28 protein-coding genes are annotated in these 26,733 nt (G+C 57.8%); 12 read left to right on the forward strand and 16 right to left on the reverse strand.

From position 1 onward, the window contains the following. Positions 1-231: 231 nt before the first annotated feature. The 9 genes from hycI to hycA all read right to left on the reverse strand — a co-directional run bounded on the left by hycI (position 232) and on the right by hycA (position 8,195). Positions 232-714, reverse strand: a complete 483-nt coding sequence (gene hycI / locus WFN87_RS21415; RefSeq protein WP_336983706.1) for a hydrogenase maturation peptidase HycI — start codon at positions 712-714, stop codon at positions 232-234. Continuing rightward, positions 707-1,117 (reverse strand): formate hydrogenlyase maturation HycH family protein, encoded by a 411-nt coding sequence (locus WFN87_RS21420; RefSeq protein WP_008457679.1) that lies wholly within the window; start codon positions 1,115-1,117, stop codon positions 707-709. Before WFN87_RS21420 ends, hycI begins: the two co-directional genes overlap by 8 nt. Continuing rightward, entirely contained in the window at positions 1,117-1,881 is a 765-nt protein-coding gene (locus WFN87_RS21425) for an NADH-quinone oxidoreductase subunit B family protein (RefSeq protein WP_336983705.1), read from the reverse strand. Before WFN87_RS21425 ends, WFN87_RS21420 begins: the two co-directional genes overlap by 1 nt. Then, on the reverse strand, positions 1,881-2,423 hold the full coding sequence (locus tag WFN87_RS21430) for a formate hydrogenlyase complex iron-sulfur subunit (RefSeq protein ID WP_008457681.1): 543 nt from the start codon (positions 2,421-2,423) through the stop codon (positions 1,881-1,883). Before WFN87_RS21430 ends, WFN87_RS21425 begins: the two co-directional genes overlap by 1 nt. Before the next feature lie 154 nt (positions 2,424-2,577). Beyond that, entirely contained in the window at positions 2,578-4,287 is a 1,710-nt protein-coding gene (locus WFN87_RS21435) for an NADH-quinone oxidoreductase subunit C (RefSeq protein ID WP_166994900.1), read from the reverse strand. A gap of 17 nt (positions 4,288-4,304) precedes the next feature. Further along, positions 4,305-5,231, reverse strand: a complete 927-nt coding sequence (locus tag WFN87_RS21440) for a respiratory chain complex I subunit 1 family protein (RefSeq protein ID WP_336983704.1) — start codon at positions 5,229-5,231, stop codon at positions 4,305-4,307. 9 nt (positions 5,232-5,240) lie between these two features. After that, complete coding sequence (hycC, locus tag WFN87_RS21445) at positions 5,241-7,049, reverse strand: formate hydrogenlyase subunit 3 (protein WP_336983703.1); 1,809 nt, start codon at positions 7,047-7,049, stop codon at positions 5,241-5,243. Further along, the gene (locus WFN87_RS21450) at positions 7,046-7,651 is read right to left on the reverse strand and encodes a 4Fe-4S dicluster domain-containing protein (RefSeq protein WP_336983702.1); all 606 of its coding nucleotides are present in this window, start codon (positions 7,649-7,651) and stop codon (positions 7,046-7,048) included. Before WFN87_RS21450 ends, hycC begins: the two co-directional genes overlap by 4 nt. 88 nt (positions 7,652-7,739) lie before the next feature. Beyond that, positions 7,740-8,195, reverse strand: a complete 456-nt coding sequence (hycA, locus tag WFN87_RS21455) for a formate hydrogenlyase regulator HycA (protein WP_008457686.1) — start codon at positions 8,193-8,195, stop codon at positions 7,740-7,742. Positions 8,196-8,554: 359 nt separating this feature from the next. Here hycA and hypA point away from each other — a divergent pair, with 359 nt between their 5' ends. From hypA to WFN87_RS21495, 8 genes are all read left to right on the forward strand, one after another. Continuing rightward, positions 8,555-8,917 carry a hydrogenase maturation nickel metallochaperone HypA gene (gene hypA / locus WFN87_RS21460; protein WP_336706683.1) on the forward strand — a complete coding sequence of 121 codons (363 nt, stop codon included), beginning with the start codon at positions 8,555-8,557 and terminating at the stop codon, positions 8,915-8,917. After that, entirely contained in the window at positions 8,910-9,773 is an 864-nt protein-coding gene (gene hypB / locus WFN87_RS21465) for a hydrogenase nickel incorporation protein HypB (protein WP_008457688.1), read from the forward strand. The genes hypA and hypB overlap by 8 nt, the downstream gene beginning before the upstream one ends. Continuing rightward, positions 9,764-10,024 (forward strand): HypC/HybG/HupF family hydrogenase formation chaperone, encoded by a 261-nt coding sequence (locus tag WFN87_RS21470; RefSeq protein ID WP_008457689.1) that lies wholly within the window; start codon positions 9,764-9,766, stop codon positions 10,022-10,024. The genes hypB and WFN87_RS21470 overlap by 10 nt, the downstream gene beginning before the upstream one ends. Next, positions 10,024-11,145, forward strand: coding sequence for a hydrogenase formation protein HypD (gene hypD, locus WFN87_RS21475; RefSeq protein ID WP_336983701.1), 1,122 nt, complete (start codon positions 10,024-10,026; stop codon positions 11,143-11,145). The genes WFN87_RS21470 and hypD overlap by 1 nt, the downstream gene beginning before the upstream one ends. Next, a complete protein-coding gene (hypE, locus tag WFN87_RS21480) occupies positions 11,142-12,152 on the forward strand; it encodes a hydrogenase expression/formation protein HypE (protein WP_336983700.1) in 1,011 nt (336 codons plus the stop codon). The genes hypD and hypE overlap by 4 nt, the downstream gene beginning before the upstream one ends. Before the next feature lie 109 nt (positions 12,153-12,261). Further along, complete coding sequence (flhA, locus tag WFN87_RS21485; protein WP_336983699.1) at positions 12,262-14,346, forward strand: formate hydrogenlyase transcriptional activator FlhA; 2,085 nt, start codon at positions 12,262-12,264, stop codon at positions 14,344-14,346. Positions 14,347-14,392: 46 nt separating this feature from the next. Beyond that, positions 14,393-14,740 (forward strand): HNH nuclease YajD, encoded by a 348-nt coding sequence (gene yajD, locus WFN87_RS21490; RefSeq protein WP_008457693.1) that lies wholly within the window; start codon positions 14,393-14,395, stop codon positions 14,738-14,740. A gap of 148 nt (positions 14,741-14,888) precedes the next feature. Continuing rightward, entirely contained in the window at positions 14,889-15,857 is a 969-nt protein-coding gene (locus WFN87_RS21495) for a chemotaxis protein (protein WP_336983698.1), read from the forward strand. A 36-nt stretch (positions 15,858-15,893) separates the two neighbouring features. On the opposite strand, the gene rhaM is transcribed toward WFN87_RS21495, so the two are convergent. From rhaM to rhaB, 5 genes are all read right to left on the reverse strand, one after another. Then, positions 15,894-16,208 carry an L-rhamnose mutarotase gene (rhaM, locus tag WFN87_RS21500; RefSeq protein ID WP_166994921.1) on the reverse strand — a complete coding sequence of 105 codons (315 nt, stop codon included), beginning with the start codon at positions 16,206-16,208 and terminating at the stop codon, positions 15,894-15,896. After that, positions 16,205-17,353, reverse strand: coding sequence for a lactaldehyde reductase (fucO, locus tag WFN87_RS21505; protein ID WP_336983697.1), 1,149 nt, complete (start codon positions 17,351-17,353; stop codon positions 16,205-16,207). Before fucO ends, rhaM begins: the two co-directional genes overlap by 4 nt. A gap of 10 nt (positions 17,354-17,363) precedes the next feature. Next, a complete protein-coding gene (rhaD, locus tag WFN87_RS21510; RefSeq protein ID WP_336706689.1) occupies positions 17,364-18,188 on the reverse strand; it encodes a rhamnulose-1-phosphate aldolase in 825 nt (274 codons plus the stop codon). Positions 18,189-18,296: 108 nt separating this feature from the next. After that, positions 18,297-19,559 (reverse strand): L-rhamnose isomerase, encoded by a 1,263-nt coding sequence (locus tag WFN87_RS21515; protein WP_336983696.1) that lies wholly within the window; start codon positions 19,557-19,559, stop codon positions 18,297-18,299. After that, a complete protein-coding gene (gene rhaB, locus WFN87_RS21520; RefSeq protein WP_336983695.1) occupies positions 19,556-21,028 on the reverse strand; it encodes a rhamnulokinase in 1,473 nt (490 codons plus the stop codon). The genes WFN87_RS21515 and rhaB overlap by 4 nt, the downstream gene beginning before the upstream one ends. 310 nt (positions 21,029-21,338) lie before the next feature. On the opposite strand from rhaB, the gene rhaS reads away from it, so the two are divergent. Then, positions 21,339-22,175, forward strand: a complete 837-nt coding sequence (rhaS, locus tag WFN87_RS21525; protein ID WP_336983694.1) for an HTH-type transcriptional activator RhaS — start codon at positions 21,339-21,341, stop codon at positions 22,173-22,175. 73 nt (positions 22,176-22,248) lie between these two features. Continuing rightward, on the forward strand, positions 22,249-23,091 hold the full coding sequence (rhaR, locus tag WFN87_RS21530) for an HTH-type transcriptional activator RhaR (protein ID WP_336983693.1): 843 nt from the start codon (positions 22,249-22,251) through the stop codon (positions 23,089-23,091). A 3-nt stretch (positions 23,092-23,094) separates the two neighbouring features. Here the strand turns inward: rhaR and rhaT are convergent, their stop codons facing one another. Then, the gene (gene rhaT, locus WFN87_RS21535) at positions 23,095-24,132 is read right to left on the reverse strand and encodes an L-rhamnose/proton symporter RhaT (RefSeq protein ID WP_336983692.1); all 1,038 of its coding nucleotides are present in this window, start codon (positions 24,130-24,132) and stop codon (positions 23,095-23,097) included. Positions 24,133-24,538: 406 nt separating this feature from the next. Here rhaT and sodA point away from each other — a divergent pair, with 406 nt between their 5' ends. Both sodA and yiiM read left to right on the forward strand, forming a co-directional pair. Continuing rightward, positions 24,539-25,159, forward strand: a complete 621-nt coding sequence (sodA, locus tag WFN87_RS21540; protein WP_008457716.1) for a superoxide dismutase [Mn] — start codon at positions 24,539-24,541, stop codon at positions 25,157-25,159. Positions 25,160-25,232: 73 nt separating this feature from the next. After that, entirely contained in the window at positions 25,233-25,910 is a 678-nt protein-coding gene (gene yiiM / locus WFN87_RS21545; protein ID WP_336983691.1) for a 6-hydroxyaminopurine reductase, read from the forward strand. Positions 25,911-25,996: 86 nt separating this feature from the next. On the opposite strand, the gene phoU is transcribed toward yiiM, so the two are convergent. Beyond that, on the reverse strand, positions 25,997-26,722 hold the full coding sequence (gene phoU / locus WFN87_RS21550; RefSeq protein ID WP_008457720.1) for a phosphate signaling complex protein PhoU: 726 nt from the start codon (positions 26,720-26,722) through the stop codon (positions 25,997-25,999). Between the last annotated feature and the right edge of the window lie 11 nt (positions 26,723-26,733).

Consider the following 26,733-nt stretch of genomic DNA (forward strand, 5'->3'; position numbering starts at 1 on the left):
TATCTCTCGCATCCCACGGCATAAGCGGCTCCATAAACGGGTTCTTATGCCTTAGTTGTAAGTGTCTACCATGTCCCCGAACAAGTGTTCACGATGTCCCCGGACCGTACACCCTGAAAGGGAGAGGGGGAAAAGAATCAGGCTCTTTCTCGCATGTAAGCAGGGGAAAAGAAGTACTGCCGTTCTGATCCCCTCTCCCCCATGGGGAGAGGGTTAGGGTGAGGGGAAAGACTAGAAAGGCGTTTCGCTCTCTGAAATAGTGAGGGGCTCATACCCGCCAAAACCCGTCCACGTCGCCAGACGCTGATAAACCTGCTCCACCGCCGCTTTCACCGCCTCCGTCATCGGATAGTAGAAGCCGACGATATCCGGCTGAATGCCGAGGAACACCGCTTCCTCCACGTCCTCTTTCAGCTGATCGACCAGATAATTAAGCGGCATATTGTGGGTGGTCATCATAAACATCTCGGCGATGTCGTCCGGGTCAATGACGCGGATCTCGCCGGGGTTGAGCATCATGTCGGTGGCATCCACAATCAGCAGCAATTCCGGATGCAGTTCGCGGATGGCAACCACGTCGTTTTCAGGCGCACTGCCGCCGTCGATAACCACCCAGTCACCCTGCGGAGAAGCCTGACACTTCTCGGCCAGCAGCGGGCCAGCCCCGTCGTCGCCCATCATGCTGTTGCCTACGCAAAGCAGTACCTTAGTCATAGCGTCTCCTTACCATCAGGTAGATGGCGGGTTCTTGTTGAATGGCCTGCAGCATGTCGAGCAGCGCCTGGCTCCAGGCCTGCTGTGCCGGGGTCTGCGTCGGCTTAGCGGCATCCAGCGCCCGGGCCAGCATCACCACGTGATTCTGGTCGATAACAATCTCGCCGTAGCGCGGCACGCCGTTCATTTTGCGCCGGGCTTCGCCGTCAGCTTCAAGCGTGGCAATCCACGCCTGATAGGCTTCCAGCGGGCAAACCAGGCTCTCTTTCAGGCAGTCGATTACCCCCAAATGGTGGCCAATCGCCAGGCTGTAGTAGACCACCTGCTGAGCGTCAGCCGGGGTGTTGTCGTTCTCATCGACAAACTTGCGGCTGAGCTGACAGAACACCACCGACTCGCTCATTACACGCGCTCCTGATGAACCAGTTGCTCAAGGTTAGTGACGATTTCCGTCAGGCGTGGGTCGTTTTCCGCGCTCAGCCACTGCTGAACGGCATCGCCCCCGGTTGTCAGGTTAGTCATGTAGCTGTCGGCAATCTGGCGGCCATAGCGGTAACCGGCCAGGCGACGGGCGGCGCGGTCAATCCGCACGCGCAGCGGCTGAACCATATTCGGGTGGAGGATTTTTGCCGGCTCAACGTCCAGCTCGCTTGCCGGGCGCGCATGGATTTTTTGTTCCAGCAGGCCAAGCGCCATCGCAAACCCGTACAGCGTAGCGGCGGGCGTTGGCGGGCAGCCGGGAATGTACACATCGACCGGCACGATTTTGTCGGTCCCGCCCCAGACGCAGTAAAGGTCGTGGAAGATCCCGCCGCTGTTGCCGCAGGCGCCGTAGGAGATGCAAATTTTAGGATCGGGCGCCGACTCCCAGGCACGCAGCGCCGGGGAACGCATCGCGCGGGTTACCGCCCCGGTAAACAGCAGAATATCGGCATGGCGCGGGGAAGGAACCACTTTGATCCCAAAGCGTTCTGCATCGAAAAGTGGCGAAAGCGTAGCAAAAATCTCGATTTCGCAACCGTTACAGCCGCCACAGTCCACACGGTAAACGTAGGCTGAGCGTTTGATGTTTTTCAGCAGCGACGCCTTCATGCTGGCGATAGATTCGTCCACCGTCATCGGCACCGGAATGCCGTTGTGGTCGCGCGGCCCCAGTAGGTTACTCATTAGCTGGCCTCTCTCATCTGACGGCTAAAGTCGATCCGGTCGGACGACACCAGGCTTTGCTGGCGCTTGCAGTCCGGGCAGGTTTCAAATGCCCCACGGCGGCTTTCCGCACGGGAATCGCCGTTGTGCTCAAGCAGCGCAATGGCGTAGTCGATCTCTTTTTGCACGGCAAACGGGCGGCCACATTCGCGACAGTTACACAGCGGGAAGCAGGCCTGCTGCAGGAAGTCGGCTTTGTTCCACACCGCCAGCTCGTACTGCTGTGAGAGTTTGATGGCGGCCGTCGGGCAAACCTCTTCACAGCGCCCGCAGAAGATGCAGCGCCCGAGGTTAAAGCTCCACTGCAGTTGCCCGGCGGCAAGATCGGTCTCAACGCTCAGGGCGTTGGACGGGCAGGCGTTCACGCAGGCCGCACAGCCGATACATTGCTGCGGATTGTGCTCCGGTTTGCCGCGAAAATTCGGATCGACGGCAATGGGCTGGAGCGGGTAAGACTCGGTTGCCACGCCGCCCTTGATGGCTTTTTTGATGAAGTTAAACATGCGTTTTCCTTGTTTGCCTGGCCTGAATGATTGACCCTCACCCCGGCCCTCTCCCTGAAAGGGAGAGGGGGAAATCTGGCTCGATGCAGTTCCCTCTCCTCTTTGGGGAGAGGGTTAGGGTGAGGGGGTTTCCCTCAAAAGCCAGGCATCAAAATCATTTCAGCGGCGAATTAGTGCGCTCAATGCTGTAGCGCTCCAGCTCTTTGTACGGCACCACCTGGGTTTTCTTCTTGCGCACGTCCACCACCGTCATGCGGTCGGTGCAGGAGTAGCAAGGATCAAGGCTGCCGATAATCAGTGGGGCGTCGGACACCGTGTTGCCGCGCAGCATGTAGCGCAGGGTTGGCCAATTGGCGTACGTCGCCGCACGGCAGCGCCAGCGGTACAGCTTCTGGTTGTCGCCGGTCATGCTCCAGTGAATGTCGTCCCCGCGCGGCGCCTCTGAGAAGCCCAGGGCAAAGCGGTTTGGAATGTAGGTAAAGCCTTCCACGGCGAGCGGGCCGCCCGGCAGGTTATCCAGACCGAAATCAATCATGTTCAGCGCGGTAAAGACTTCGTTGATGCGCACTTTCAGGCGGGAAAGCACGTCGCAGCCGTCGAGGCTGTGTACTTCCATCGGCAGCAGGCCGTAACCGACAAATGGGTGATCGGCGCGGGTATCACGGGCGTGGCCGCTGGCACGCACCATTGGGCCGACATTGCTGAAATCACGGGCGATTTGTGGATCAAGGCGGCCAATGCCGACGGTGCGCTGCTCAATGTTCGGCGTGCTCAGCAGGATATCCACCAGATCTTGCACTTCCCGGCGCATCTGCTGGGCGAGCTGGCGGGTCTGGATCATGTCGTCTTTCAGCAGATCGCGGCGGATGCCGCCGATCAGGTTCAGGCCGTAGGTTTTCCGCGCCCCGGTCAGGATCTCCGCCATCTTCATCGACATTTCACGCACGCGGAAGAACTGCATAAAACCGGAGTCGAAGCCGACAAAGTGGCAGGCCAGGCCGAGGTTCAGCAGGTGGCTGTGCAAACGCTCAACCTCCAGCAGAATGGCGCGAATCATCTGCGCGCGCTCCGGCACCACAATCCCCATCGCGTTTTCCACCGAGGTGGTATAGGCGGTGCTGTGGGCGAAGCCGCAGATGCCGCACACGCGATCGGACAGGAAGGTAACTTCGTTATAGCCCATGCGGGTTTCCGCCAGCTTTTCCATGCCGCGATGGACGTAGAACAGCCGGTAGTCGGCGTCGATAATGTTTTCGCCATCAACGAACAGGCGGAAGTGGCCGGGTTCATCAGAAGTGACGTGCAGCGGGCCAATCGGCACCACGTTGTTCTTTTTCGTGCCCAGCTCGTTAATAAACTCGTAGGTCTCTTTGTCGGTGGTCGGCGCCGGGCGCTGGCGGTAATCCATGCTGTCTTTACGCAGCGGATAAAGATCGTCAGGCCAGTCGTCCGGCAGCACCAGGCGGCGCTCATCGGGCAGGCCAACCGGCTGCAGGCCGTACATATCGCGGACTTCGCGCTCGCCCCAAACGGCGGCAGGAACGCGAGGCGTGACGGACGGGAACTCTGGTTTGTCGGCATCCACTTCCACACGCACGGTGATCCAGCACTTCACGCCGCTTTCCATCGACAGCACGTAATACACCGCATAGCTGCCGCACAGCTGGCGCTCATCGTTGCCAAACAGCACCGAAAGCCAGCCGCCCTGCTGGTAGTAAAGCCACTCCACCACCTCCGGCAGCATGTTGAGCTTCACGGTGACGGTGATTTGGTCTTTGGTCTGCCAGGCTTCGTCGATCACCGCATTCGGGAATTGCTGATGCAGCGCGGCGAGATAGTGTTGACCAATTTTTTCTTCAGACATCGATAGGTTCTCTTAAATCACGCCGCCAGCAAGGAGACGAAGGCTAAAAAGGCAAAGCCAAAACCGGCCCAGGTAATGCGCGAGGTTTCAAGCATCCGCAGGCGCGCCATGCTGTTTTCGAACAGCGCGATAATCAGCACGCTCGCCACCAGCTTCACAACGGCCAGCACCAGGGCAAGGACAAGCCCGCCCCAGCTATAGGCGCTCATTTGCCCCCAGGGCAGGAACACGCCGACAAACATTTGCAGCACAACGAGTTGCTTCAGCGAAATGCCCCACTTCAGCACCGCAAAGCCCGCGCCGCTGTATTCGGACAACGGCCCTTCCTGCAGCTCCTGCTCGGCTTCGGCGAGGTCAAACGGCAGCTTGCCCATTTCAATAAAGGTGGCGAAGGCGCAGGCTGCGAAGGCCAGAACCAGCGTCAGGCTTTGCGCCGTCGGCCAGGCGTGAATAGCCCCGGCGATATTGCTGATGTGCGTGCTGCCGGCTACCTGCGCGGCAACCCACAAACCAAGCAGCAGAATCGGCTCGACCAGCACACCAAGCATGGCTTCACGGCTGGCACCAATCCCGGTGAACGGGCTGCCGGTGTCCAGCCCGGCGATGGCGAAGAAGAAGCGGGCGATGGCGAACAGGTAAATTAAGGTTATCAGGTCGCCTAATGACGGCAGCGGCGAGGCAATTGTCACCACCGGCAGCGCGGTGGCGATGGTGAGCATCACGCCCACCATCACAAACGGCATCAGGCGGAAAACCCAGCCAGAGGCGGCGGGGGCCACGCTCTGGCGGCCCAGCAGCTTGAACAGATCCCGGTATTCCTGCAGCACGCCAGGGCCACGGCGATTATGCAGGCGGGCGCGCGTCACGCGGGTAATCCCTGCCAGCAGAGGCGCGGCAAAAAACAGCGCCAGCGCCTGGATAAGAGCGAATAAAAACGTAGTCATATCAGTTCCTCAGGCAACCATCGCCACCAGTAAGACCGCCAGCTCAACCATCGCCAGGCGGCGGAACGTGCCGGACAGGCGCTCGCACTGCCAGCCAGGGATCCACTTCACCGGGTTCAGGGTTTGGCGCAGCTTAAGCAAAGGCGCAAACGCCGCTTTTACCGGCTGGGCAAAGCCCGTCGCGGTGATCACCATCGCCTGTTCGTGGTCGTAGCCGCAGACCCACGCCGAGCCGCGAGAGCGGTTTGGCAAACGGTCGCCGCGGAAAACGATCATCAAAATAAACGGCAGCAGCGGAGAGGCAATCAGCAACAGCGTGATCATCGGCTGAGACACGGCGGTATGCGCCGGTTGAAGCGGCAGCGGCACGGCGTGCTGAAGCAGAGGCAGCAGCCACGGGGCAGCAACCCCGGCAACTACGCAGCATGCGGCAAGCAGGGCGACTGAGACGTTCATTAGCCACGGCGCAGAGGTCGCGTTTTCCGCTTCTTTAGTACGCGGCGCACCCAGGAAGGTGACGCCATAGACTTTCGCCATGCACATGACCGCCAGTGCGCCGGTGATTGCCAGCCCCACGGCCAGCAGCGGCCCGATAAAACGGCCCACAAACAGCGGCAGGCTGCCAAGGCGGAAGAACGACTGATAGATAACCCATTCCCCGGCAAAGCCGTTCAGCGGCGGCAGCGCGGCCATCGCCATCAGCCCAACCAGCATCGCCAGCGAAATAACCGGCATGCGTTTGCCGATCCCGCCCAGCTTCTCGATGTCGCGATGTCCGGTGCGGAACCAGACGGCACCTGCGCCGAGGAACAGCGTGGTTTTGAACAGGCTATGGTTGAACAAATGATAAAGGCCGCCGGTCATGCCCAGCGCCACCAGCACCGGCTCATGCAGTGCGATACCGATCAGGCCGCAGCCCAGGCCCAGCAAAATAATGCCGATGTTTTCAAGGGAGTGATAAGCCAGCAGGCGGTTGATGTTGTGCTCCATCAGCGCGTAAAGCCCGCCGATAAACGCGGTGATCATGCCGACCACCACGACCAGCACACCCCACCACAGCGGCAGCGTATTACCGATCAGCGAGAAGCTCATAATGCCGTAGAGGCCAATCTTCAACACCACGGCGGAGAACAGCGCGGCGGCAGGCGCGGAGGCATTCGCATGCGCCTGCGGCACCCAGCCGTGCAGCGGAATAATCCCGGCAAGCAGCCCAAAGCCGAGTAGCGCGAGGATCAGTACCGGGGCCGGCAGCGGCGCGCCGTCAAGGAGATGACGCAGATCGCCATAACCCAGCGTGCCGTAGCGCTGCCACAGCAGCCAGCAGGCCATTGCCAGCAGCACGGTACCCAGACGACCAAGGGCAAACCACAGCTGCCCGGACTTCTGGCAGCCGGTGAGGAAATAACCCGCCAGGGAGATGATTTCCGCCATCGCTACCAGCGTGACAAAGTTGTCGGCTACCAGCGCCGCAACGCTTGCCGCCAGGATTAAGTTAATCAGCAGGCCGTCGGCTTTTATCGCCGGATGGCGATGCCAGGCGCAGTTATAGACGGAAATAAACAGGCCGCTTAAGGCCACCGTTACCAGCCAGACGCCGTTGAAAGCGTTGAGCTGCAGGTGCCAGTGCCAGATTTGCGCATCGCCGCTGAAGCCCAGCAGCGCCTGAACGCCCACGATCAGCAAAAGCACGGCGCTGATTGCGCCGCCAACGCCGCCGATAAAGCCGCTAACGGGCTTTGAAAATGCCAGAGCGCCGGCTAACACAGCGCTGGTGACAAATCCCAAAAGCGCCCAGTGAATCAGTAAAAAAGCATTCATTTTCTCGCCTCTGGCTGGGTAAACAGGGTCAGGTCGCCAAGCGTCGCGCCTAGCGTCAGTTCACGTTTGCGCTTGCTGGCCTGGGCGATGTCTTGGTTGTCGATCAGCCGCAGCGCCTTGGTCGGACAGGTGCGAACGCAGGCCGGGCCGCTTTCGTCGAAGCTGCACAGGTCGCATTTGACCGCGATAGCGCGAACGCCGGGAACCCAGTCCAGCAGCGGGCTAACGCGAGCCGGGGCCGGAGGCGCAGGTGGCGCTTTCGGGCTGTTCACGTTGGCGGGAATATGCAGCGGGCGGCTGCCGGAAAATTCAATGGCGCCGAACGGGCAGGAGATGCCGCAAAGTTTGCAGCTTACGCACAGGCTTTCATTCAGCTGCACGGCGCCGTCCACGCGGGTTATCGCGTTGACCGGGCAAATCCCGGCGCAGGGGGCGTCTTCACAGTGGTGGCACATCTGCGGCGCAGATTCATTCAGGTTGCGCATGACTTTCAGGCGCGGCATGGACTGCAGGCCGTGCAGGCGGTGCGTCTCGGCGCAGGCCGCTTCACAGGTATGGCAGCCCATACACAATTTTGAGTCAGCGATTACAAAACGGTTCACCAGTTCTTCCTCAGGTGACAATCGTCATTTTTGACGAAAACATGCCGAAAAGCTGCCGGTTCGACAGTTCTCGACACCCCAGATATCTTCATGCCACGGCGGACTTTTGCAGCAGCGCCATGGATAACGGGGTGTTTTGCTGCACGGCCAGATAAAGGCTGTCGTACACCGGGCGGATCAGCTCGAGGTAGTGTTCCAGCACTTTCTCGCGATCGCGGTTGCTGACGGCGTTATCAATCAGTCCATCATCGTCGATAGTCGCCTTGGCAATCAGCACGTTATCGCTGCCGTCGCGCAGTTCGATGCTGTACTCGATGGTGTGGCTGTTAAAGCCTTCGGCGAGATTGATTTGAATGACGAAGTGGTCAAATAAGAAGAAGCGCAGGCTTTCGTCCGGGTTGCAGCCCACGGCGTGATGCAGCTTCGCTTTGGATAAGGTGATCCCCTGAATCAGGGTATTGCCGTACAGATGCCACTGCGAAAGCAGCCGCTGGTGCTTGTCGGCGATGTACTCGGCTTTTTCGCTCAGTTCCCAAATGTTCATGTTTTGTTCGCTCTGTTAGTGCTTGTCCCTCCGTAAGGCACGTTTCGTGCCATATTTTTAATCTATTGTTTTTAAATGGATTTAACCGATAAAAGTGTCTTTAGCGAGCAGAATGACATGTCATTTCGTCATCTTTGACTTTGGCTGACGGCACTTTTTTACCCTCACCCTAACCCTCTCCCTGGAAGGAAGAGGGGATAAAAGCAGGCCAGGCTACTCCCGGAAGGAAGGGGGATAAACGTTCCCTTTTCTTAAAAGAATTCTCCCTCGCCCCTTCGGGGAGAGGGCCGGGGTGAGGGGCAAAGAAAAAGCCTGGCACCGTCCTTGCATTACCTGCCCCAGTTACCCCCGGAGGCCCCATGCACGAAATCACCCTTTGCCAGCGCGCAGTCGAACTTATCGAAAACCACGCCCGCCAGAACAATGCCCGTCGCGTGACCGGCGTCTGGCTGGAGGTCGGCGCCTTCTCGTGCGTGGAAACCAGCGCCCTGGAGTTTTGCTTTGATCTGGTCTGCCGCGGCACCCTGGCAGAAGGCTGCAAGCTGCATATCCACCAGCAGGAAGCCGAATGCTGGTGCCATGACTGCCAGCAGTTCGTCACCTTACTGACCCAGCGCGTGAAGTGCTGCCCCAACTGTAACGGCAGCAACCTGCGCATCGTGGCGGATGACGGCATGCAGATTAAGCGTCTGGAAATCGATCAGGAGATAGCTCATGTGTAGCACTTGCGGTTGCGGTGAAGGCAACCTGTACATTGAAGGGGACGAACGTAATCCCCACTCTGGCTTTCGCAGTGCCCCGTTTGCCCCGGCGGCACGCCCGCTGCAGCAGATCACCGGCGTCAAGTTTGCCCCTACGGCTGACGAACAGGGCGACCTGCATTACGGTCACGGCGCGGCAGGCACCCACGCGCCGGGGATGACTCAGCGTAAGATGCTGGAGATCGAGCTGGACGTGCTCGACAAAAATAACCAGCTCGCCGCCCATAACCGCGACCGCTTTGCCAGCCACAATCAGCTGGTGCTGAACCTGGTCTCAAGCCCCGGCTCCGGTAAAACCACCCTGCTCACCGAGACGCTGAAGCGCCTGAATGCCAAAGTGCCGTGCGCGGTTATCGAAGGCGATCAGCAAACGGTGAACGACGCCGCGCGCATCCGCGAGACCGGCACGCCAGCCATTCAGGTGAATACCGGGAAAGGCTGCCACCTTGATGCCCAGATGATCCGAGATGCCATGCTGCGCCTGCCGCTTGAACGCGACGGCGTGCTGTTTATCGAAAACGTCGGCAACCTGGTTTGCCCGGCGAGCTTTGATTTAGGCGAGCGCCATAAGGTCGCGGTGCTGTCGGTGACGGAAGGCGAAGATAAGCCGCTGAAATACCCGCATATGTTCGCCGCGGCGTCACTGATGCTGCTGAACAAGATCGACCTGCTGCCCTACCTGCAGTTCGACGTCAGCAAGTGCCTGGCTTTTGCCCGCGAGGTCAACCCGGACATCAAAATTATTCTGGTTTCCGCGACCAGCGGCGAAGGGATGGACGAGTGGCTTAGCTGGCTGGAGGCGGAGCGATGTGCATAGGCATCCCGGGGCAAATTGTTGCGCGCCTGGCCGACGGCAGCGCGAAAGTGGACGTCTGCGGCGTGCAGCGCGACGTGAATTTAACGCTGGTGGGCGACGCCGCAGTGGGGCAATGGGTTTTGGTTCACGTCGGTTTCGCCATGAGCATGATTGATGAAGCCGAGGCGCGGGACACGCTGGATGCCCTGCAAAACATGTTCGAGGTTGAGCCGGACGTTGGCGCACTGCTTTATGGCGAGGAGCGTCGCTGATGCGCTACGTCGATGAATACCGCGATCCAGATCGCGTGATGCAGCTGATTGAAACGCTGAAATCCCGCGCCACGCTGCTGAACTACACGGCGAGCCACCCGCTGCGCATCATGGAAGTTTGCGGCGGCCATACCCACGCTATTTTTAAATTCGGCCTCGATCAGCTGCTGCCGGAAAATATCGAGTTTATTCACGGCCCCGGCTGCCCGGTTTGCGTGCTGCCGATGGGGCGAATCGACACCTGCATTGAGATAGCCAGCCACCCGGAAGTGATTTTCTGTACCTTTGGGGATGCGATGCGCGTGCCGGGTAAAAACGGCTCGCTGATGCAGGCGAAGGCGCGAGGCGCGGACGTCAGGGTGATTTACTCGCCCATGGACGCGCTGACGCTGGCTCGCCAGAACCCGGAGCGCAAAGTGGTGTTCTTTGGCCTCGGCTTTGAAACCACCATGCCCGCCACGGCAATCACGCTTCAACAGGCAAAGTCGCAGGGCATCGATAATTTCTATTTCTTCTGCCAGCACATCACGCTGATCCCGACGCTGCGCAGCCTGCTTTCCCAGCCCGACAACGGCATCGGCGCTTTCCTGGCGCCGGGGCATGTCAGCATGGTGATTGGCACCGAAGCCTATGACTTTATTGCCTCTGAGCACCAGCGCCCGCTGGTGGTGGCCGGCTTTGAGCCGCTCGATCTGCTGCAGGGCGTGCTGATGCTGGTCGAGCAAAAAATCAGGCAGCGCAGCCTGGTAGAAAACCAGTACCGCCGGGTCGTGCCGGAAGAAGGCAATTTGCTCGCGCAGAAGGCGATAAGCGACGTATTTACGGTGCGCGGCGAAGCGGAATGGCGCGGCCTGGGCGTAATCGGTGATTCCGGCGTGCAGCTCACCGAAGCCTACCGTCAGTTTGATGCCGAAGACCATTTCCAGCCCAAACCGCAGCGGGTTTACGACGACCCGAAAGCCCGCTGCGGCGACGTGCTTATCGGGCGCTGCAAGCCGCAGCAATGCCCGCTGTTTGGCCGCGACTGTAATCCTCAAAACGCCTTCGGCGCCCTGATGGTCTCCTCCGAAGGAGCCTGCGCGGCGTGGTATCAGTACCGTTCTCAGGAGTGTGAAGTATGAAAACCGTTGAGCTGGCCCACGGCAGCGGCGGCCAGGCGATGCAGCAGTTGATCGCCGACCTGTTTATGCGGGCTTTTGATAATCCGTGGCTGGCCGAGCAGGAAGATCAGGCGAGGCTTTCGCTGGCAGAGATGACCGCCTGCGGCGACCGGCTGGCGTTTTCTACCGATAGCTACGTTATCGATCCGCTGTTTTTCCCCGGCGGGGATATCGGCAAGCTGGCCGTGTGCGGCACGGCCAACGACGTCGCGGTGAGCGGGGCTACACCGCGCTGGCTGTCGTGCGGTTTTATCCTTGAAGAAGGCCTGCCGTTTGAAACGCTGGAGCGCGTGGTCACCAGTATGGCGAATGCCGCGCGCTCGGCAAATATCGCCATTGTCACCGGCGACACCAAAGTCGTACCGCGCGGCGCGGCGGACAAGTTGTTTATCAATACCGCCGGGATAGGCGCTATTCCTGCGGGCGTTAACTGGGGCGCGGCTCAGATCAAAGCAGGGGATCGGCTGATTGTGAGCGGCACGCTCGGCGACCACGGCGCAACCATCCTCAACCTGCGCGAGAAGCTGGGGCTGGACGGCGACCTACAAAGCGATTGCGCGGTGCTGGCGCCGATGATCGCCCCGCTGCTGCAGATTCCCGGCGTAAAAGCGCTGCGGGACGCCACGCGCGGCGGGGTAAATGCCGTTCTGCACGAGTTTGCCGACACCAGCGGCTGCGGAATGGAAATCAGCGAAAACAAGCTGCCGCTGAACCCGGCGGTGCGCGGCGTCTGTGAACTGCTGGGGCTGGATGCGTTAAATTTTGCTAATGAAGGCAAGCTGGTTATCGCCGCGTCTCCCGAGTCTGCCCCGGCCGTTATTCAGGCGTTACAGCAGCACTCCTGCGGCAAACAGGCGGCTGTCGTGGGTGAGGTTGTAGAGCGAAAAGGCGTGCGCGTCGCGGGGCTTTATGGCGTAAAACGCACGCTCGATCTGCCGCATTTTGAACCCTTACCGCGCATTTGTTGACCTGCACCAGTATGCATTCACGCAACGCTGACTAAACTTAAACAATATTTATATTAATTATATTTTTTAGCCCTGCGCCCGCCGCAGGGCATTTCAATGGAAAGCAAAAATGTCATACACGCCGATGAGCGATCTCGGGCAGCAGGGGTTGTTTGATATCACCCGCATGCTGCTCCAGCAGCCCGATCTCAACGAACTCGCCAGCAGCCTGACGCAGCTGGTGAAACAGGGCGCGCTGGCCGATCGCGTTAACATTCTGCTTTACCATCCCCAGCATCAGCAGGTGAGTTTTTATGGCAAGGATAAACACGGCAAGGAACTGCACTACGAAGATGAAATGGCTCTGGCCAGCGGCCCGGTGCGCCGCATATTGTCGCGCCCGGAGGCGCTGATTTGCAGCCAGCAAGAGTTCGATGAAACCTGGCCGCAAATGGCAAGCCTGGATCTGTATGCTCCTTTTGGCCGCTACTGCCTTTTACCGCTGGCCTCCGAAGGCAAAATTTTCGGCGGCTGCGAATTTATCCGCAACCGGGCGGATGGCTGGACGGAAAAAGAGCTGAACCGGCTTTATACCCTGGCGCAAATTGTCGGCCTGGTGACCGAGCAAATCCAGACCAGGCTCAATTCGAGCCACGATCACCAGTTATTGTGCCGGGAGCGCGACGATTTTCGCATTCTGGTGGCCGTCACCAACGCGGTATTGTCGAAGCTGGACCTGGACGAACTGATCAGCGAGATTGCCCGGGAAATTCACTATCACTTCGCCATTGATTCCATCAGCATCGTGCTGAAAAGCAGCCGCAAGTCGCGTCTCACGCTCTACTCTACTCACTTTGTGGATGAAGCTTCGCCGATTCACGATCAAAGCGACGTGCTTGAGGAAGGCACGCTGTCAGAACGCGTCTTTAAAAGTGGCGAAATGCTGCTGCTCAATCTTTGCCCTGGCGACAAACTGGCGCCGTATGAGCGGATGCTGCTGGAGATGTGGGACAACAAACCTCAGACGCTTTGCCTGCTGCCGCTGAAGTTCGGTCCCAATATGCTGGGCGTCCTGAAGCTCGCCAAATGCAGTGAGCAGGGCTTTACGCCAGCCAACCTCAAGCTGCTGCGCCAGATTGCCGAACGTATTGCCATCGCGGTGGATAACGCCCTCGCCTACCAGGAAATCAACCGCCTGAAAGAGAATCTGGTGGATGAAAACCTCTACCTCACCGAGCAAATTAATAACGTCGACAGCGATTTTGGCGAAATTATCGGGCGCGGCGAGGCGATGTCTATCGTGCTTAAGCAGGTGGAGATGGTGGCCAGCAGCGACAGCACCGTGCTAATCCTCGGCGAGACTGGCACCGGTAAAGAGCTGATTGCCCGGGCGATCCATAACCTGAGCGAGCGCAACAGCCGCCGGATGGTGAAGATCAACTGCGCCGCGATGCCCGCCGGGCTGCTGGAGAGCGACCTGTTCGGCCACGAGCGCGGGGCGTTTACCGGGGCGAACAATCAGCGCATTGGCCGCTTTGAGCTGGCGGATAAAAGCTCGCTGTTCCTCGACGAAGTGGGCGATATGCCGCTTGAGCTGCAGCCCAAGCTGCTGCGCGTGCTGCAGGAACAGGAGTTTGAGCGCCTCGGCAGCAATAAGGTTCAGGAAGTGGACGTGCGCCTGATCGCCGCCACTAACCGCAACCTGAAAGAGATGGTTGCCGACCGGGAGTTCCGCAGCGATCTTTATTACCGGCTGAATGTGTTTCCTATCACGCTGCCGCCGCTGCGCGAACGCCCGGAGGATATCCCGCTGCTGGTAAAATCCTTCACTTTCAAAATCGCCCGCCGCCTGAACCGCAACATCGACAGTATTCCGGCAGAAACGCTGCGCGCCCTGAGCCGCATGGAGTGGCCAGGCAACGTGCGGGAGCTGGAAAACGTGATTGAGCGGGCGGTGCTGTTAACCCGGGGCAGCGTGCTGCACCTTTCCCTGCCCGAAATGGATCACCGCCCTCCTCTGGAACGCCATCTTTCTCCGTGTGTGGAAGAAGAGAGGCGTGAAGATGAGGACGAGTGCGAGCGCATCCTGCGCGTGCTGAAAGAAGCTAACGGCGTGGTGGCCGGGCCTCGCGGCGCTGCCCAGCGATTAGGGCTGAAGCGCACCACGTTACTTTCCCGGATGAAGCGCCTGGGGATTGATAAAGACGTGCTTTAGCCGGAAACTGGGCATAACCCTACATTTTTTGTCTGGAACCTGAATCATGGCAATTATCCCTAAGAACTATACGCGGCTGGAAAGCGGCTACCGCGAAAAGGCGCTGAAGCTTTTCCCGTGGGTGTGCGGGCGCTGCTCCCGCGAGTTTGTCTATTCTAATCTGCGTGAACTGACCGTTCACCATATGGATCACGATCACACCAATAACCCAGAAGATGGCAGCAATTGGGAGCTTTTATGCCTGTATTGCCACGATCATGAACATTCTAAATACACCGAGGCCGACCAGTACGGCTCCACGGTGATTGCCGGAGAGGACGCGCAAAAGGATGTAGGCGAAGCAACCTATAATCCGTTTGCCGACCTCAAAGCGATGCTGAACAAGAAAAAGTAAGCGCCCCCCGCTTAGAGGGGTATCACGCCCCTCTAAGCGAAATCATTTCGCCTTTTCCCTTCATTTTTTCCAGACGCTGCCGATAACTTAGACAAGCATTCACTCCGTACGGTTGGGTTCTGAGGCCGGGTTATCACTTGAGGTTAAAATGGATAGTTTTCAGAAAGATATTGATGAAAGGGCCAACCTGGCGTTATCCAACAAGTTCGAGCTGCTGCTGTTCCGCTTAGGCACCAGCCAGCACGACAGCAAGTCCGAGCTGTACGGCATCAACGTTTTTAAGCTGCGTGAAATTGTGCCGATGCCGAAGATTAACCGTGCCGCAGGCATGGAATCACCGCTGCTGGGCATGGCTAATATTCGCGACCAGATTATCCCGGTTATCGATCTGCCTGCGGTCACCGGCTGCACGCCGACCACCGGCCTGAATTTATTACTGATCACCGAATATGCCCGCAGCACCCAGGCGTTTGCCGTGGAGTCCGTGGAGAACATTATTCGCCTCGACTGGAGCCAGGTGCACGCCGCCGAGGCCGGGGTCAGCAGCCGCAATATCACCAGCATCGCCAATATTGACGACCCGCTAACCGGCAAAGACCTGGCGCTGGTGCTGGACGTGGAGCAGATCCTCTATGACATTATCCCATCCGGGAGAGATGTGAATATTGCCGCGATAGAAGAGAAAACTTATACCCTGAAGCCCGGTGCGGTGGCTATTGTTGCCGAAGATTCCAAAGTCGCGCGTTCGATGCTGGAGCAGGGCCTGAAGGGGATGGGCATTCCGGCCATCATGCACGCGACCGGCCTGGAAGCCTGGGAAAAAATCAAACTTATTGCTGCCGATGCCAAAGCATCCGGCACGCCTATCACCGACAAAATCGGCCTGGTGCTGACCGATATCGAGATGCCGGAGATGGACGGTTTTACCCTGACCCGCAACATTAAGACCGAACCTTCTCTGAAGCACATTCCGGTGGTGATCCACTCCTCACTTTCCGGCAGCGCCAACGAAGATCACGTCCGTAAAGTCGGTGCCAACGGCTATGTCGCCAAGTTTGACGTCGCCGAGCTGTCTTCCGTCATCCACAAAGCGCTGGAAGACGCCGCCACTCACTAAGAGATAAGAAAAGGCCCGGAAACCGGGCCTTGTTTTTTATTCGAGCCAGAATACTTCTTTTAGCGCCTGGCTGACCGGGCTGCCGTCCGGGTTGCTGGGCATGATGTCGCGCATATGCTGCCACCAGCGCTGACAAACGTCGGTGTCGGCCACCGCATTCCAGCGCGCTTCGGACTCAATTTCTACCGTGGCAAACAGCAGATGGCGCTGTTCATCCAGATAGATCGCATAGCGATGAGCGCCGTGCTGTTTAAGCACCTCTTCCAGCTCGGGCCAAATCGGCGAATGGCGGCGCTGATACTCTTCGTGGGCGTCAGGATTAACCTGCATCACAAAAGCTTTCCTGATCACAGCGCCTCCAGATAAAGCTGGCGGATCTCTTCGCGCGAGGCGGGTCTTGGGTTACACGGCGCGCACGGATCGGCCAGCGCTTTGTCCAGCCAGCCTTCAATATCGGCAGGCTGAACGCCAAGCTCACGAAAGCCGGACGGGATGCCAACCCTGGCGGATAACGCGCGAATCGCTTCGATGGCTTTATGGCTTGCCTGCTCGTCGGTCAGCCCCTGAGTATCGCTCCCCATCGCCTGCGCCAGACGAGCAAAGCGAGGCACCGCGTTTGGCCTGTTAAAGGCTTCAACAACCGGCAGCAAAATCGCATTACATACGCCGTGCGGCAGGTTGTGCGTCGCGCCCGGCTGGTGCGCCATCGCATGTACCAGCCCCAACCCGGCGCTGTTAAACGCCATCCCCGCGAGATATTGGCCGTAGGCCATCATTTCACGCGCTTCCAGGTTCTGCCCGTCGTCTACGGCTTTCGGCAACCAAGTGTTTATCAGGCGAATGGCCTCCAGCGCGTTGGCATCCGTTAACGGATGTGCGCTGACGGAAACATAGGCTTCAACGGCGTGGGTAAGCGCATCCATCCCAGTTGCAGCGGTAACGGAGGACGGAATATTCACCATGACTCTGGCATCATCCACGGCAATATCCGGGATGAGATTGGTGTCGATGATCACCTCTTTCACCTGACGTTCGCTGTCGGTGATCACCGCATTACTGGTCATTTCTGCCGCCGTGCCCGCCGTGGTGTTAATCGCCACCAGAGGAACTCCGCCATTTTTTACTTTCCCGACACCGGAATAATGCACGGAAAGCCCCGGGTTTGCGGTCAGGATTTTCACCGCTTTCGCCGTATCAATCGGGCTGCCGCCGCCGAAAGCAATGAGGTAGTCGCAGTCGGCCAGGTTAAATCTTGTGATGCCTTTTTGCACCAGCGCTTCGGTCGGGTTGGGGAACACTTCATCGAACAGTTCGTAAGGCAGGTTATGCTCGTCCAGCGCCGCAAACAGGCTACCTAATAGCCCCATTTTCACCAGTTGTCCGTCGGTTACCACTAACGCTTTGCCCCAGCGTTTTTCGGCGATGAGCTCCACCATATCGCCAATGGCGCCCGCTCCGTGCAGGCTGATTTTGGGTAGTGCCAGCATAAAACTCATCTTTTGCTCCTCAATCCTTAAGTGCTTCTGCAAGTGGCGTGACGCCGAAACGCTCGCCAAGCGCCACCAGTTCCGTGCGAGTGATAGTCTGCTTCATGCCGCCCATCGAATAGATTTTCACCAGGATTTCAGCCGACTTCTCAGCGGTGTCTATCAGGCCAAAGGCTTCGTCGAGCGTAGGCCCGGTGCCAAAAATGCCATGATGTGGCCACAGCACCAGGCTGTGAGCGCGCATTTGCTCTGCGGTGGCGGTGCCAATGTCGTCAGTGCCCGGCACCTTCCACGGCACAATGCCGATACCCTCCGGGAAGACTACCAGGCATTCGGTACTGCCTTCCCAAAGCTGGCGCGTGAAGGCCGCGTTTTCCAACGGCAGGACGTAGCTTAGCGCAATCAGGTTGGTGGCGTGGCAATGCATGATCACCCGATCTTTCCCCCCGGAGATGAGCTTGCGTACCCCGTGGGACTGGAAATGTGCTGCGAGTTCTGAAGTTGGCATCCCGCCGTTGGTCAGCCCCCAGTGGATGCTGTAGGACTGGCCATCGTTGCTGACCTGCAGCAGCGCCAGATTGTCCGCCGGATCGAGCTGAACGTTACGGAAAAACTTGCCTGAACCGGTCACCAAAAACCAGCATCCCGCAAGCATTTCTGCAGGCTGGCTTAGCGCGACGCTGTGCGGTGCATGGCTGAATTGGTCGCGGTAATATTCGACGTCTTCGGCATCCAGCCGCAGGCTAATATTGCCGCCGTTGCGCTCGTCCCAGCCCTTTAGCCACATATCGCCGGTGGCCTTCACCATGTCCTGAATAAACCATGAGTTGAGGATGTTCTGCATTGTTTCGTGTTCCTTAAGACGCTCCCTCTCCCCAAAGGGGAAAGGGAATTGTTCAGTAAGAATGTCGGTTTCACCCTCTCCCTTTTAGGGAGAAGGCCGGGGTGAGGGTCAATTCACGCGCTGCGCTAAAATTTGCTGTTCATACTGGCGAACAGTGCTCAGCCAGGAGGCATCCGCTGGAGTGTCGTGGCGCAGGCAGTACATCTCCCAGACGGCCTGCCACGGCAGACATTTCTGTTCTTCAAGCAGCGCCAGGCGGGCGGTGTAATCGCCTGCCAACTCCAGTTGGCGAAGCTGGGCTGTGGGCTCAAGCAGCGCCCGCAGCAGGGCTTTCTTCATGTTGCGCGTGCCGATAACCCAGGCCGCAACGCGGTTGATTGAGGCATCAAAGAAGTCGAGGCCAATGTGGACGCGGTCAAACAGGTTGTGACGGATGATTTCGCTGGCAATCGCCTGGGTTTCGTCGTCCAGCAGCACAACGTGGTCGCTGTCCCAACGCACCGGGCGGCTGACGTGCAGCAGCAGGCGCGGGATGTAGAGCATGGCGCTGGAGATTTTGTCGGATATCGCTTCGGTGGGATGGAAGTGGCCAGCATCGAGGCACAGGGCCGTCTGGCGGCTGGTGGCATAGCCGAAGTAAAACTCATTGGAACCGACGGTGTAGCTTTCCGCGCCGATACCGAACAGTTTGCTTTCCACCGCATCAATGTGGTGTGCCGGGTTAAGTTTTTCAGCCATGGCTTCATCCAGCGCCTCCACGAGACGCCTGCGCGGGCCCAGACGGTCGACGGTGATATCTTTCATGCCGTCCGGGATCCAGATATTCATCACCGATGGCGTTCCCAGCTGTTCGCCGAAGTAAGCCGATATTTTGCGGCAGGCTTTAACATGATTGATCCAGAACTGGCGGGTTTCATCCCTGGCGTGTGACAGCGTAAAACCGTCCGCACTTAGCGGATGAGAGAAGCAGGAAGGGTTAAAATCCAGCCCCATGCCATGGTTTTTAGCCCATTCAACCCAGTTTTTGAAATGCTCAGGCTTGATGCAGTCGCGAGAGACAGGCTCGTCGGACTCGAGATAAATCGCATGCAAATTCAATCGCTTTGGCCCGGGGATCAGGCTCAGAGCACAGTCCAGATCGGCGCGCAGTTCAGCCGGATTACGCGCTTTACCTGGGTAGTTGCCCGTGGCCTGGATGCCGCCGCTTAGCTCGCCTTCGGGGCTTTCAAACCCGGCGACGTCATCACCCTGCCAGCAGTGCATGGAGACGGGCAGGCGATCGAGCTGGCGTAAAACCTCCTCCGCATCAACGCCTGCTGCGGCAAAACGCTGTTTCGCCAGGGCCCAGGCTTCTTCGATTTGAGTCGTCATGCGTAAAGCTCCTTACGTGTCTGAATGTTTTGCCGTTGCTGCCCGACGTAGCGGCGAATGTCACTGTCCGGGTTCGGCATGAAGGAAATGAGATTGCTGTTTTGGCGCACGAAGTGGCGAAAGGCGTCTACGTCTGGAATCACGTCCAGCGCCATCAGCTGACAGCCAATGTTTCCCAGCGTTGAAGCCTCCACCGGCCCGGCAACAACGGGGATCCCACAGGCATCGGCACAAAGCTGGTTGAGGAAATGATTCTGGCTGCCGCCGCCGACAATATGCAGGCAGTCAAAAGGCTCGCCTCGCAACGCTTCCAGCTCGCGCAGTACCTCGGCATAGAGCAAGGCCAGGCTGTCAAAAATACAGCGCGCAAGCTCTGCATCGCTTTCCGGCACCGGCTGGTTCGCCTCACGGCAGGCGGCCTGAATTTCAAGGCTCATGTTGACCGGATTGATAAAGCGATCGTCGTTGGGGTTGATGGTGAAGCGGCAGCCGGGCAGACGCTGCGCCAGGGCAATAAGATCGGGGATATCCATTCCCGCGCTTTCGCGGGAAACGCGCTGCAGCAGCCACAGCCCCATGATGTTTTTCAGGACGCGATAACGCCCTTCTGCCCCACCTTCGTTAGTTATATTGGCCGCCAGCGCCGCCTCGCTGACGCAGGGCGTTTTGCTTTCAAAACCCATTAATGACCAGGTCCCGGAGGAGAGATAAGCGGCGTTTTCCCCGACCAGAGGAGCGGCAATTACCGCGCTGGCCGTATCGTGGGTAGCGACGCTGACTACCGGAATTTTGTTGCCTTCACGGCACACCCACTCGCCGCTCATCACGCCGGGATGCGTGGGTGTGCCAAACCAACGCTCCGGCACCCCTGCCCAGGCAAGCAGCTGGCTGTCCCAGCTATCCGTCTGGATGTTTATCATCTGAGTCGTGGTGGCGTTGGTGTATTCCCAGTTCATCACCCCGGTAAGCCGAAAACTGAAATAATCCGGGATCAGCAGCGCGCGAGTGGCTCGCTTTACCCAGTCCGGGTGCTGCTCTACCAGTGCACGAAGCTGATATAACGTGTTGAAAGGTAGAAATTGAATACCGCTGCGGCGGTAGATTTCTTCGCGCCCAAGCTCGCTGATAGCCCGAGCCATTACGCCGTCCGCCCGACTATCGCGATAGGACACGGGCAGGCCCACGCGGCGGCCATTTTCATCGAGCAGAACGAAATCCACGCCCCAGGTGTCGATGCCAATGCTGTCGATTCGCACGCCTTCATCACAGGCTTTTTGTAGCCCAAGGCGTATTTCAGCTTCGAGGCTGTCAAGATCCCAACAGTCATGGCCGTCAATGCGAATCAGCCTGTTGGTAAAGCGGTGAATTTCCCGCAGGGAGATCTGCCGGGCGGCTTGATCATAGCCCGCCAGCATCACGCGGCCGCTGGAGGCACCGAGATCGACGGCAACGCTGTGGCGAAAAGTCATGATGGGAGTCCTTATTGGCGTCATTGCCCATCAGTCTAAAAATGCCGCTCTGCCCCTGCCTTCATCCCAATGACAGCGTGCGTTCCCGCCTGGCAAAGAGGCAAAGATGAACGAGAGAGAGTTCACATATTTACTTAGCCCGCCTCGAAAGGCCGCGCTTCACTCCTGTGACCGCACACACATTTCCCGATAAAGCCCGTTTCATCTTCAAAAAAGAACGCTTTATGCACGATTTTGTGTCGAAAATTTAAGGTGATGCCGGGCGCGGTTCTCTACTATCGACCCATCGTTAGCACAGTGAGAAGCAATCATGACGGTATTACACAGCGTGGATTTTTTTCCAGACGCCGGGATATCGGTGGCCATTGAGCCCCGCCAGCCTCAGCCGGACTTCCCTGAGCACATCCATGATTTCAATGAAATCATTATTGTTGAACGCGGCACCGGCTCCCATATTTTCAACGCGCAACCTTATACGCTGAGCGGCGGCTCCATCTGCTTTGTTCGCGATCACGATCATCATCAGTTTGAGCACACCGAAAACCTCTGCCTGACCAATATTCTGTACCGTGAGCCGGAAGCCTTTTGCTTTCTATCCGGGCTGCACAAACTCCTGCCGCAGGAACAAGACGGCTATTATCCGGCACACTGGCGGGTCAATCAGGGCGTATTGCGTCAGGTGAAAGGGTTTATCGAGCAGTTTGAGGCGCTGAGTTCGGAAAACACGGCGCCTGCCCTCGCCAGGCGAGAACTTCTCTTTATGCAGCTGCTGGTGTTGCTGAGCCAGGCGAATCAGGCAGACAATCGGGGCGGGGCCGACGAGCGCTTAAACCAGCTTCTTCTCTGGCTGGAAGATCACTCTTCGGAAGAGGTTTGCTGGGAGCAGCTGGCAGCCTCTTTTACGCTCTCGCTGAGAACCCTGCATCGCCTGTTAAATCAGAAAACCGGGCTCACGCCTCAGCGCTACCTCAACCGACTCCGTTTGATGAAAGCGCGTTATTTACTGCGACATAGCGAGGAAAGCGTGACGAATATCGCCTTTCAGTGCGGCTTTGGCGACAGTAACCATTTCTCCACGCTTTTTAAGCGAGAGTTTTCTTACTCTCCCAGGGTGGTACGCCAGGGCCGGGATACTCCGTTGGTATAACGTGGCTGACGTCACCGTATTTTAGGCGAAAAAAAGCAATGATTTCAGCCCATTCAGTCACGGAGCGACGTCTGTGCCAGGCCAGTTAGTGCTTAAAAAAGCGGATTTTTTTGCCTCCGATACGCAGCCGGTCGCGGTGGCCGATCGCTATCCTCAAAACGTTTTTGCCGAGCATACCCATGAATTTTGTGAACTGGTGGTGGTCTGGCGCGGCAACGGGCTGCACATTCTTAACGGCAGGCCCTGGCGCATCACCTGTGGCGATTTGTTCTACATTCGTGCGGAAGATAAGCACAGCTACGAATCAGTGCACGATCTGGTCCTGCATAACATTATTTACTGCCCGGAAAGGCTGGCGTTAAACGTTAACTGGGGGGATCTGCTGTCTAACCCTCCCCACGGCAGCGACAGCGATCCTCGCTGGCGGCTGGGTAGCCAGGGCATGGCGCAGGTACGTCAGATCATCGGGCAGCTCGAGCATGAAAGTCCGAAAACGGACCTCCTGTCACGCTGCCTGTCGGAAAGCTTGTTTTTACAACTGCTGATAACCCTGCGCCGCCATCGCTACCGGGTGGCCGATGCCGCCAGCCTGCGTGAGGGTGAAACGCTGGATCTGCTGATGGCCGCACTGGGAAACAGCCTTGAAGAGCCGTTTGATTTCGGGCTGTTTTGCCACCACCATCAGGTGACAGAGCGGCAGATGCGCTCCCTGTTTCGCCAGCAAACGGGCATGACGCTAAACCAGTATCTGCGCCAGCTAGGTATTTGCCAGGCGCAGTATCTGCTGCGCCACAGCGAGCTGTTAATCAGCGAGATCGCCGCCCAGTGCGGCTTCGAGGACAGTAACTATTTTTCCGTGGTGTTCACCAAAGAGACGGGCGTGACGCCAAGGTTATGGCGCCAGCGTTTTCGTTGAGCCTCATCCGTTCGCCATGCCCAGGCCGACGATATTGGCAGCAAGAATGATCGTCAGGCAGCCCATCGCCAGTACGCCAACCGGCCTGCGCCCCGCGGACTTCCACTCCTTCATGATTAACCCTACCAGCCCGCCGCAGAGCACGTAGAAGCTCATATGCAGCATCCAGCTCATGTAGTCATACTGTGCCGGAATTTTAGCGTGCCCCCAGGCGTAGAAGAAGAATTGCAGGTACCACATCAGGCCGCCAAGTGCCGATAAAATCAGGTTGGTAACAATCAGCGATTTTGCCAGCGAGAAATCGGCTTTTACCGACAAGTTTTTTACTTTTACCAGTCGGATAAAGCAAAATCCCAGATTAATAACGGCGCCGCCCCCCATGATCACCACATAGCTTGGCAGGGCAATATAAAGCGGATCGACGCCCAGATTCGACGCCGCCTGATGCATGGGCTTCGCTGCATCCATCGCAAATGACATACCGGCGGAGAAAATGCCGCACATCATTGCCAGCAGCAGCCCTTTTTTCAGGTTAAATTCTTCCGCTTTAATCCCCATCTGACGCTCTTTTAGCAGCCCGGCCCAGGTCACAATAGCCACGCCGATAAGTGCCACCAGCACGCCAAGGAGCGTCATGCGTCCGCCTGGCGTACCCGTCAGCATGGCAAATTTGCCATTGATGATCGGGGTCAGTAATGTGCCGACAATCAGCGTGATGCCGATAGCGACGCCAATCCCCATCGACATCCCCAGATAGCGCATCGTCAGGCCATAATTGATATTACCGATGCCCCACATGGCACCAAACAAAAACACCGGCAGCAGCGTGCCCACGCTGAACGACCCGTAATACCCCCAGAAATCGGGTAGCAGTACGGCACTCACCGCCCACGGCAGGATAAGCCAGGAGACAATCCCGCCGACGGACCACATGGTTTCCCAGGACCAGTGCCGCACTTTTTTAAACGGGGCATAAAAACAGGCGGCGCTGGCGGCGCCGATCAGATGCCACAGGATCCCCATCGTGATTGCATTGCTCATGATTAACCCTCGCTGTTTTTGGGCCGTCGCCTCTGCGACAGTCTGCAATGTCAACGAGTCTAAAGAGTGAGCTGCGGGCTAACCTTCTGGGCAATGCCGCGCACCCGATGAAGCTGGCAAAATTCAGCGAGTGCCGCCGATGGCGATCACAATTTGTACTCCTCTCAGGTTCTTCTCATGCCGTTACGTCACGACCGGGTAACAATTCGCCGTTACTCTGGGAAAATGGCTTTTTACCCGCTGCGTTATAGCCGTAAGCCGTGGTTTCATGAAGAAAAGTTATAACCACACGCTAAGTACGGCATTGATAAACATTTTCAATATCATTTAATTAACTATAATGAACCGACTGATTACGCGGCGTTAACAGCATTACAGCCGCTCTACGTTAATGGAGACGATGAATATGAGCTATACACTGCCATCCCTGCCTTACGCTTACGACGCGCTGGAACCGCATTTCGACAAAGAAACCATGGAAATCCACCACAGCAAACACCACCAGGCTTATGTCAACAACGCGAACGCCGCGCTGGAATCCCTGCCTGAGTTTGCCAGCCTGTCTGCTGAAGAACTGATCGCTAAACTGGATCAGCTGCCTGCGGATAAGAAAACCGTACTGCGTAACAACGCCGGTGGCCACGCTAACCACAGCTTCTTCTGGAAAGGCCTGAAAAAAGGTACCGAGCTGAAAGGTGACCTGAAAGCCGCTATCGAGCGCGATTTCGGCAGCGTTGACGCGTTCAAAGCTGAGTTCGAAAAAGCAGCCGCTACCCGTTTCGGCTCCGGCTGGGCGTGGCTGGTACTGAAAGGCGACAAACTGGCTGTAGTTTCTACTGCAAACCAGGACAGCCCGCTGATGGGCGAAGCTATCTCCGGCGCTTCCGGCTTCCCGATTGTGGGCCTGGACGTTTGGGAACACGCTTACTACCTGAAATTCCAGAACCGTCGCCCGGACTACGCGAAAGAGTTCTGGAACGTGGTTAACTGGGACGAAGCAGCAGCACGTTTCGCCGCTAAAAAATAAGGTTGCAATCCGACCTTAGAGAAGCGAGCCTGATGGCTCGCTTTTTTTATGTCTATTTCGCAGGGAGTCGCTTATGCATCGCTATCCGCTTCAGGTTTACGTTGGCCAGATCCGTGCTTACGAAGGGAGTCGGCCCAGCGCCATCGCCAAGGTGCAGGTGGACGGCGAACTTCGCCTGACCGAGCTTGGGCTGGAGGGCGACGAGCAGGCGGAGAAAGTGATTCACGGCGGGCCAGACAGGGCGCTGTGCCACTATCCGCGCGAGCATTATCAGCACTGGGCGCAACTCTTCCCGGATAAAAGCGATTTGTTTAACGCCCCGGCCTTCGGCGAAAACCTGTCCACGGAAGGGATGACGGAAAAGAACGTCTGTATGGGGGATATTTACCGCTGGGGTGAAGCGCTGATTCAGGTGACTCAGCCTCGTTCGCCCTGCTTTAAGCTGAACTACCATTTTGGCGTAGAGGATATGGCAACGCGGATGCAGGAAGCGGGCTACTGCGGCTGGCTTTATCGCGTGATTCTGGCGGGGAATGTTTCCGCCGATGCACCGCTGGAACTGGCCTCTCGCGTTAGCGACGTGACGGTGGCAGAAGCTATCGCCATTGCCTGGCATATGCCGTTTGATGATTCACAGTATCATCGGCTTTTGTCAGCGGCTGGGTTGTCGGTAAGCTGGAGCAGAACGATGCAGAAGCGCAGAATTTCAGGGAAGATCGAGGATAATTCTCGGCGTTTGTTCGGGAAGTAACGGCGCCTCACCCCAGCCCTCTCCCAAAGGGGAGAGGGGGGAAGAAGCGTCGACCCCTCTCCTTTTAGGAGAGGGAACGGAAATGCTTACTCTTTCGGATCTTTACCCGCTAGCAGCTTGTCCAGCTCATCCCCGCCCACGTGACGGAAATCCTGCCCCTTCACGAAGTAGAAGATGTATTCGCAGATGTTCTGGCAGCGGTCACCGATACGCTCGATAGAACGAGCGCAGAACAGCGCGGTCAGCACGCTTGGAATGGTACGGGAGTCTTCCATCATGTAGGTCATCAGCTGACGCACGATGCCTTCATATTCCTGGTCAACTTTCTTGTCTTCGCGGTAAATACGCACCGCTTCGTCCAGATCCATACGCGCAAAAGCGTCCAGCACGTCGTGCAGCATCTGCACGGTGTGGCGCCCCAGCGATTCCAGGCTGACCAACAGCGGCTGGTGCTGCTGGGAGAACTTCTCCAGCGCGGTGCGGCAAATTTTGTCCGCTACGTCGCCAATACGTTCCAGCTCGGCGATGGTTTTGATGATCGCCATCACCAGGCGCAGGTCGCTGGCGGTAGGCTGGCGTTTGGCGATGATACGCACGCAGGCTTCATCGATCGCCACTTCCATCATGTTGACCTTCTGGTCACCGGCGATAACGCGCTTCGCCAACTCGCTGTCCTGGTTGTGCATCGCGGTGATGGCGTCGGAGAGCTGCTGTTCCACCAGCCCGCCCATCGTCATCACCTGAGTACGGATGTACTCCAGCTCGGCGTTGAACTGACCAGAAATGTGTTTGTTTAAGTTGAGGTTATCCATCGCGCTCTCCA

The organism is Cedecea sp. AS113, from assembly GCF_037152415.1.
Lineage (GTDB): Bacteria > Pseudomonadota > Gammaproteobacteria > Enterobacterales > Enterobacteriaceae > Cedecea.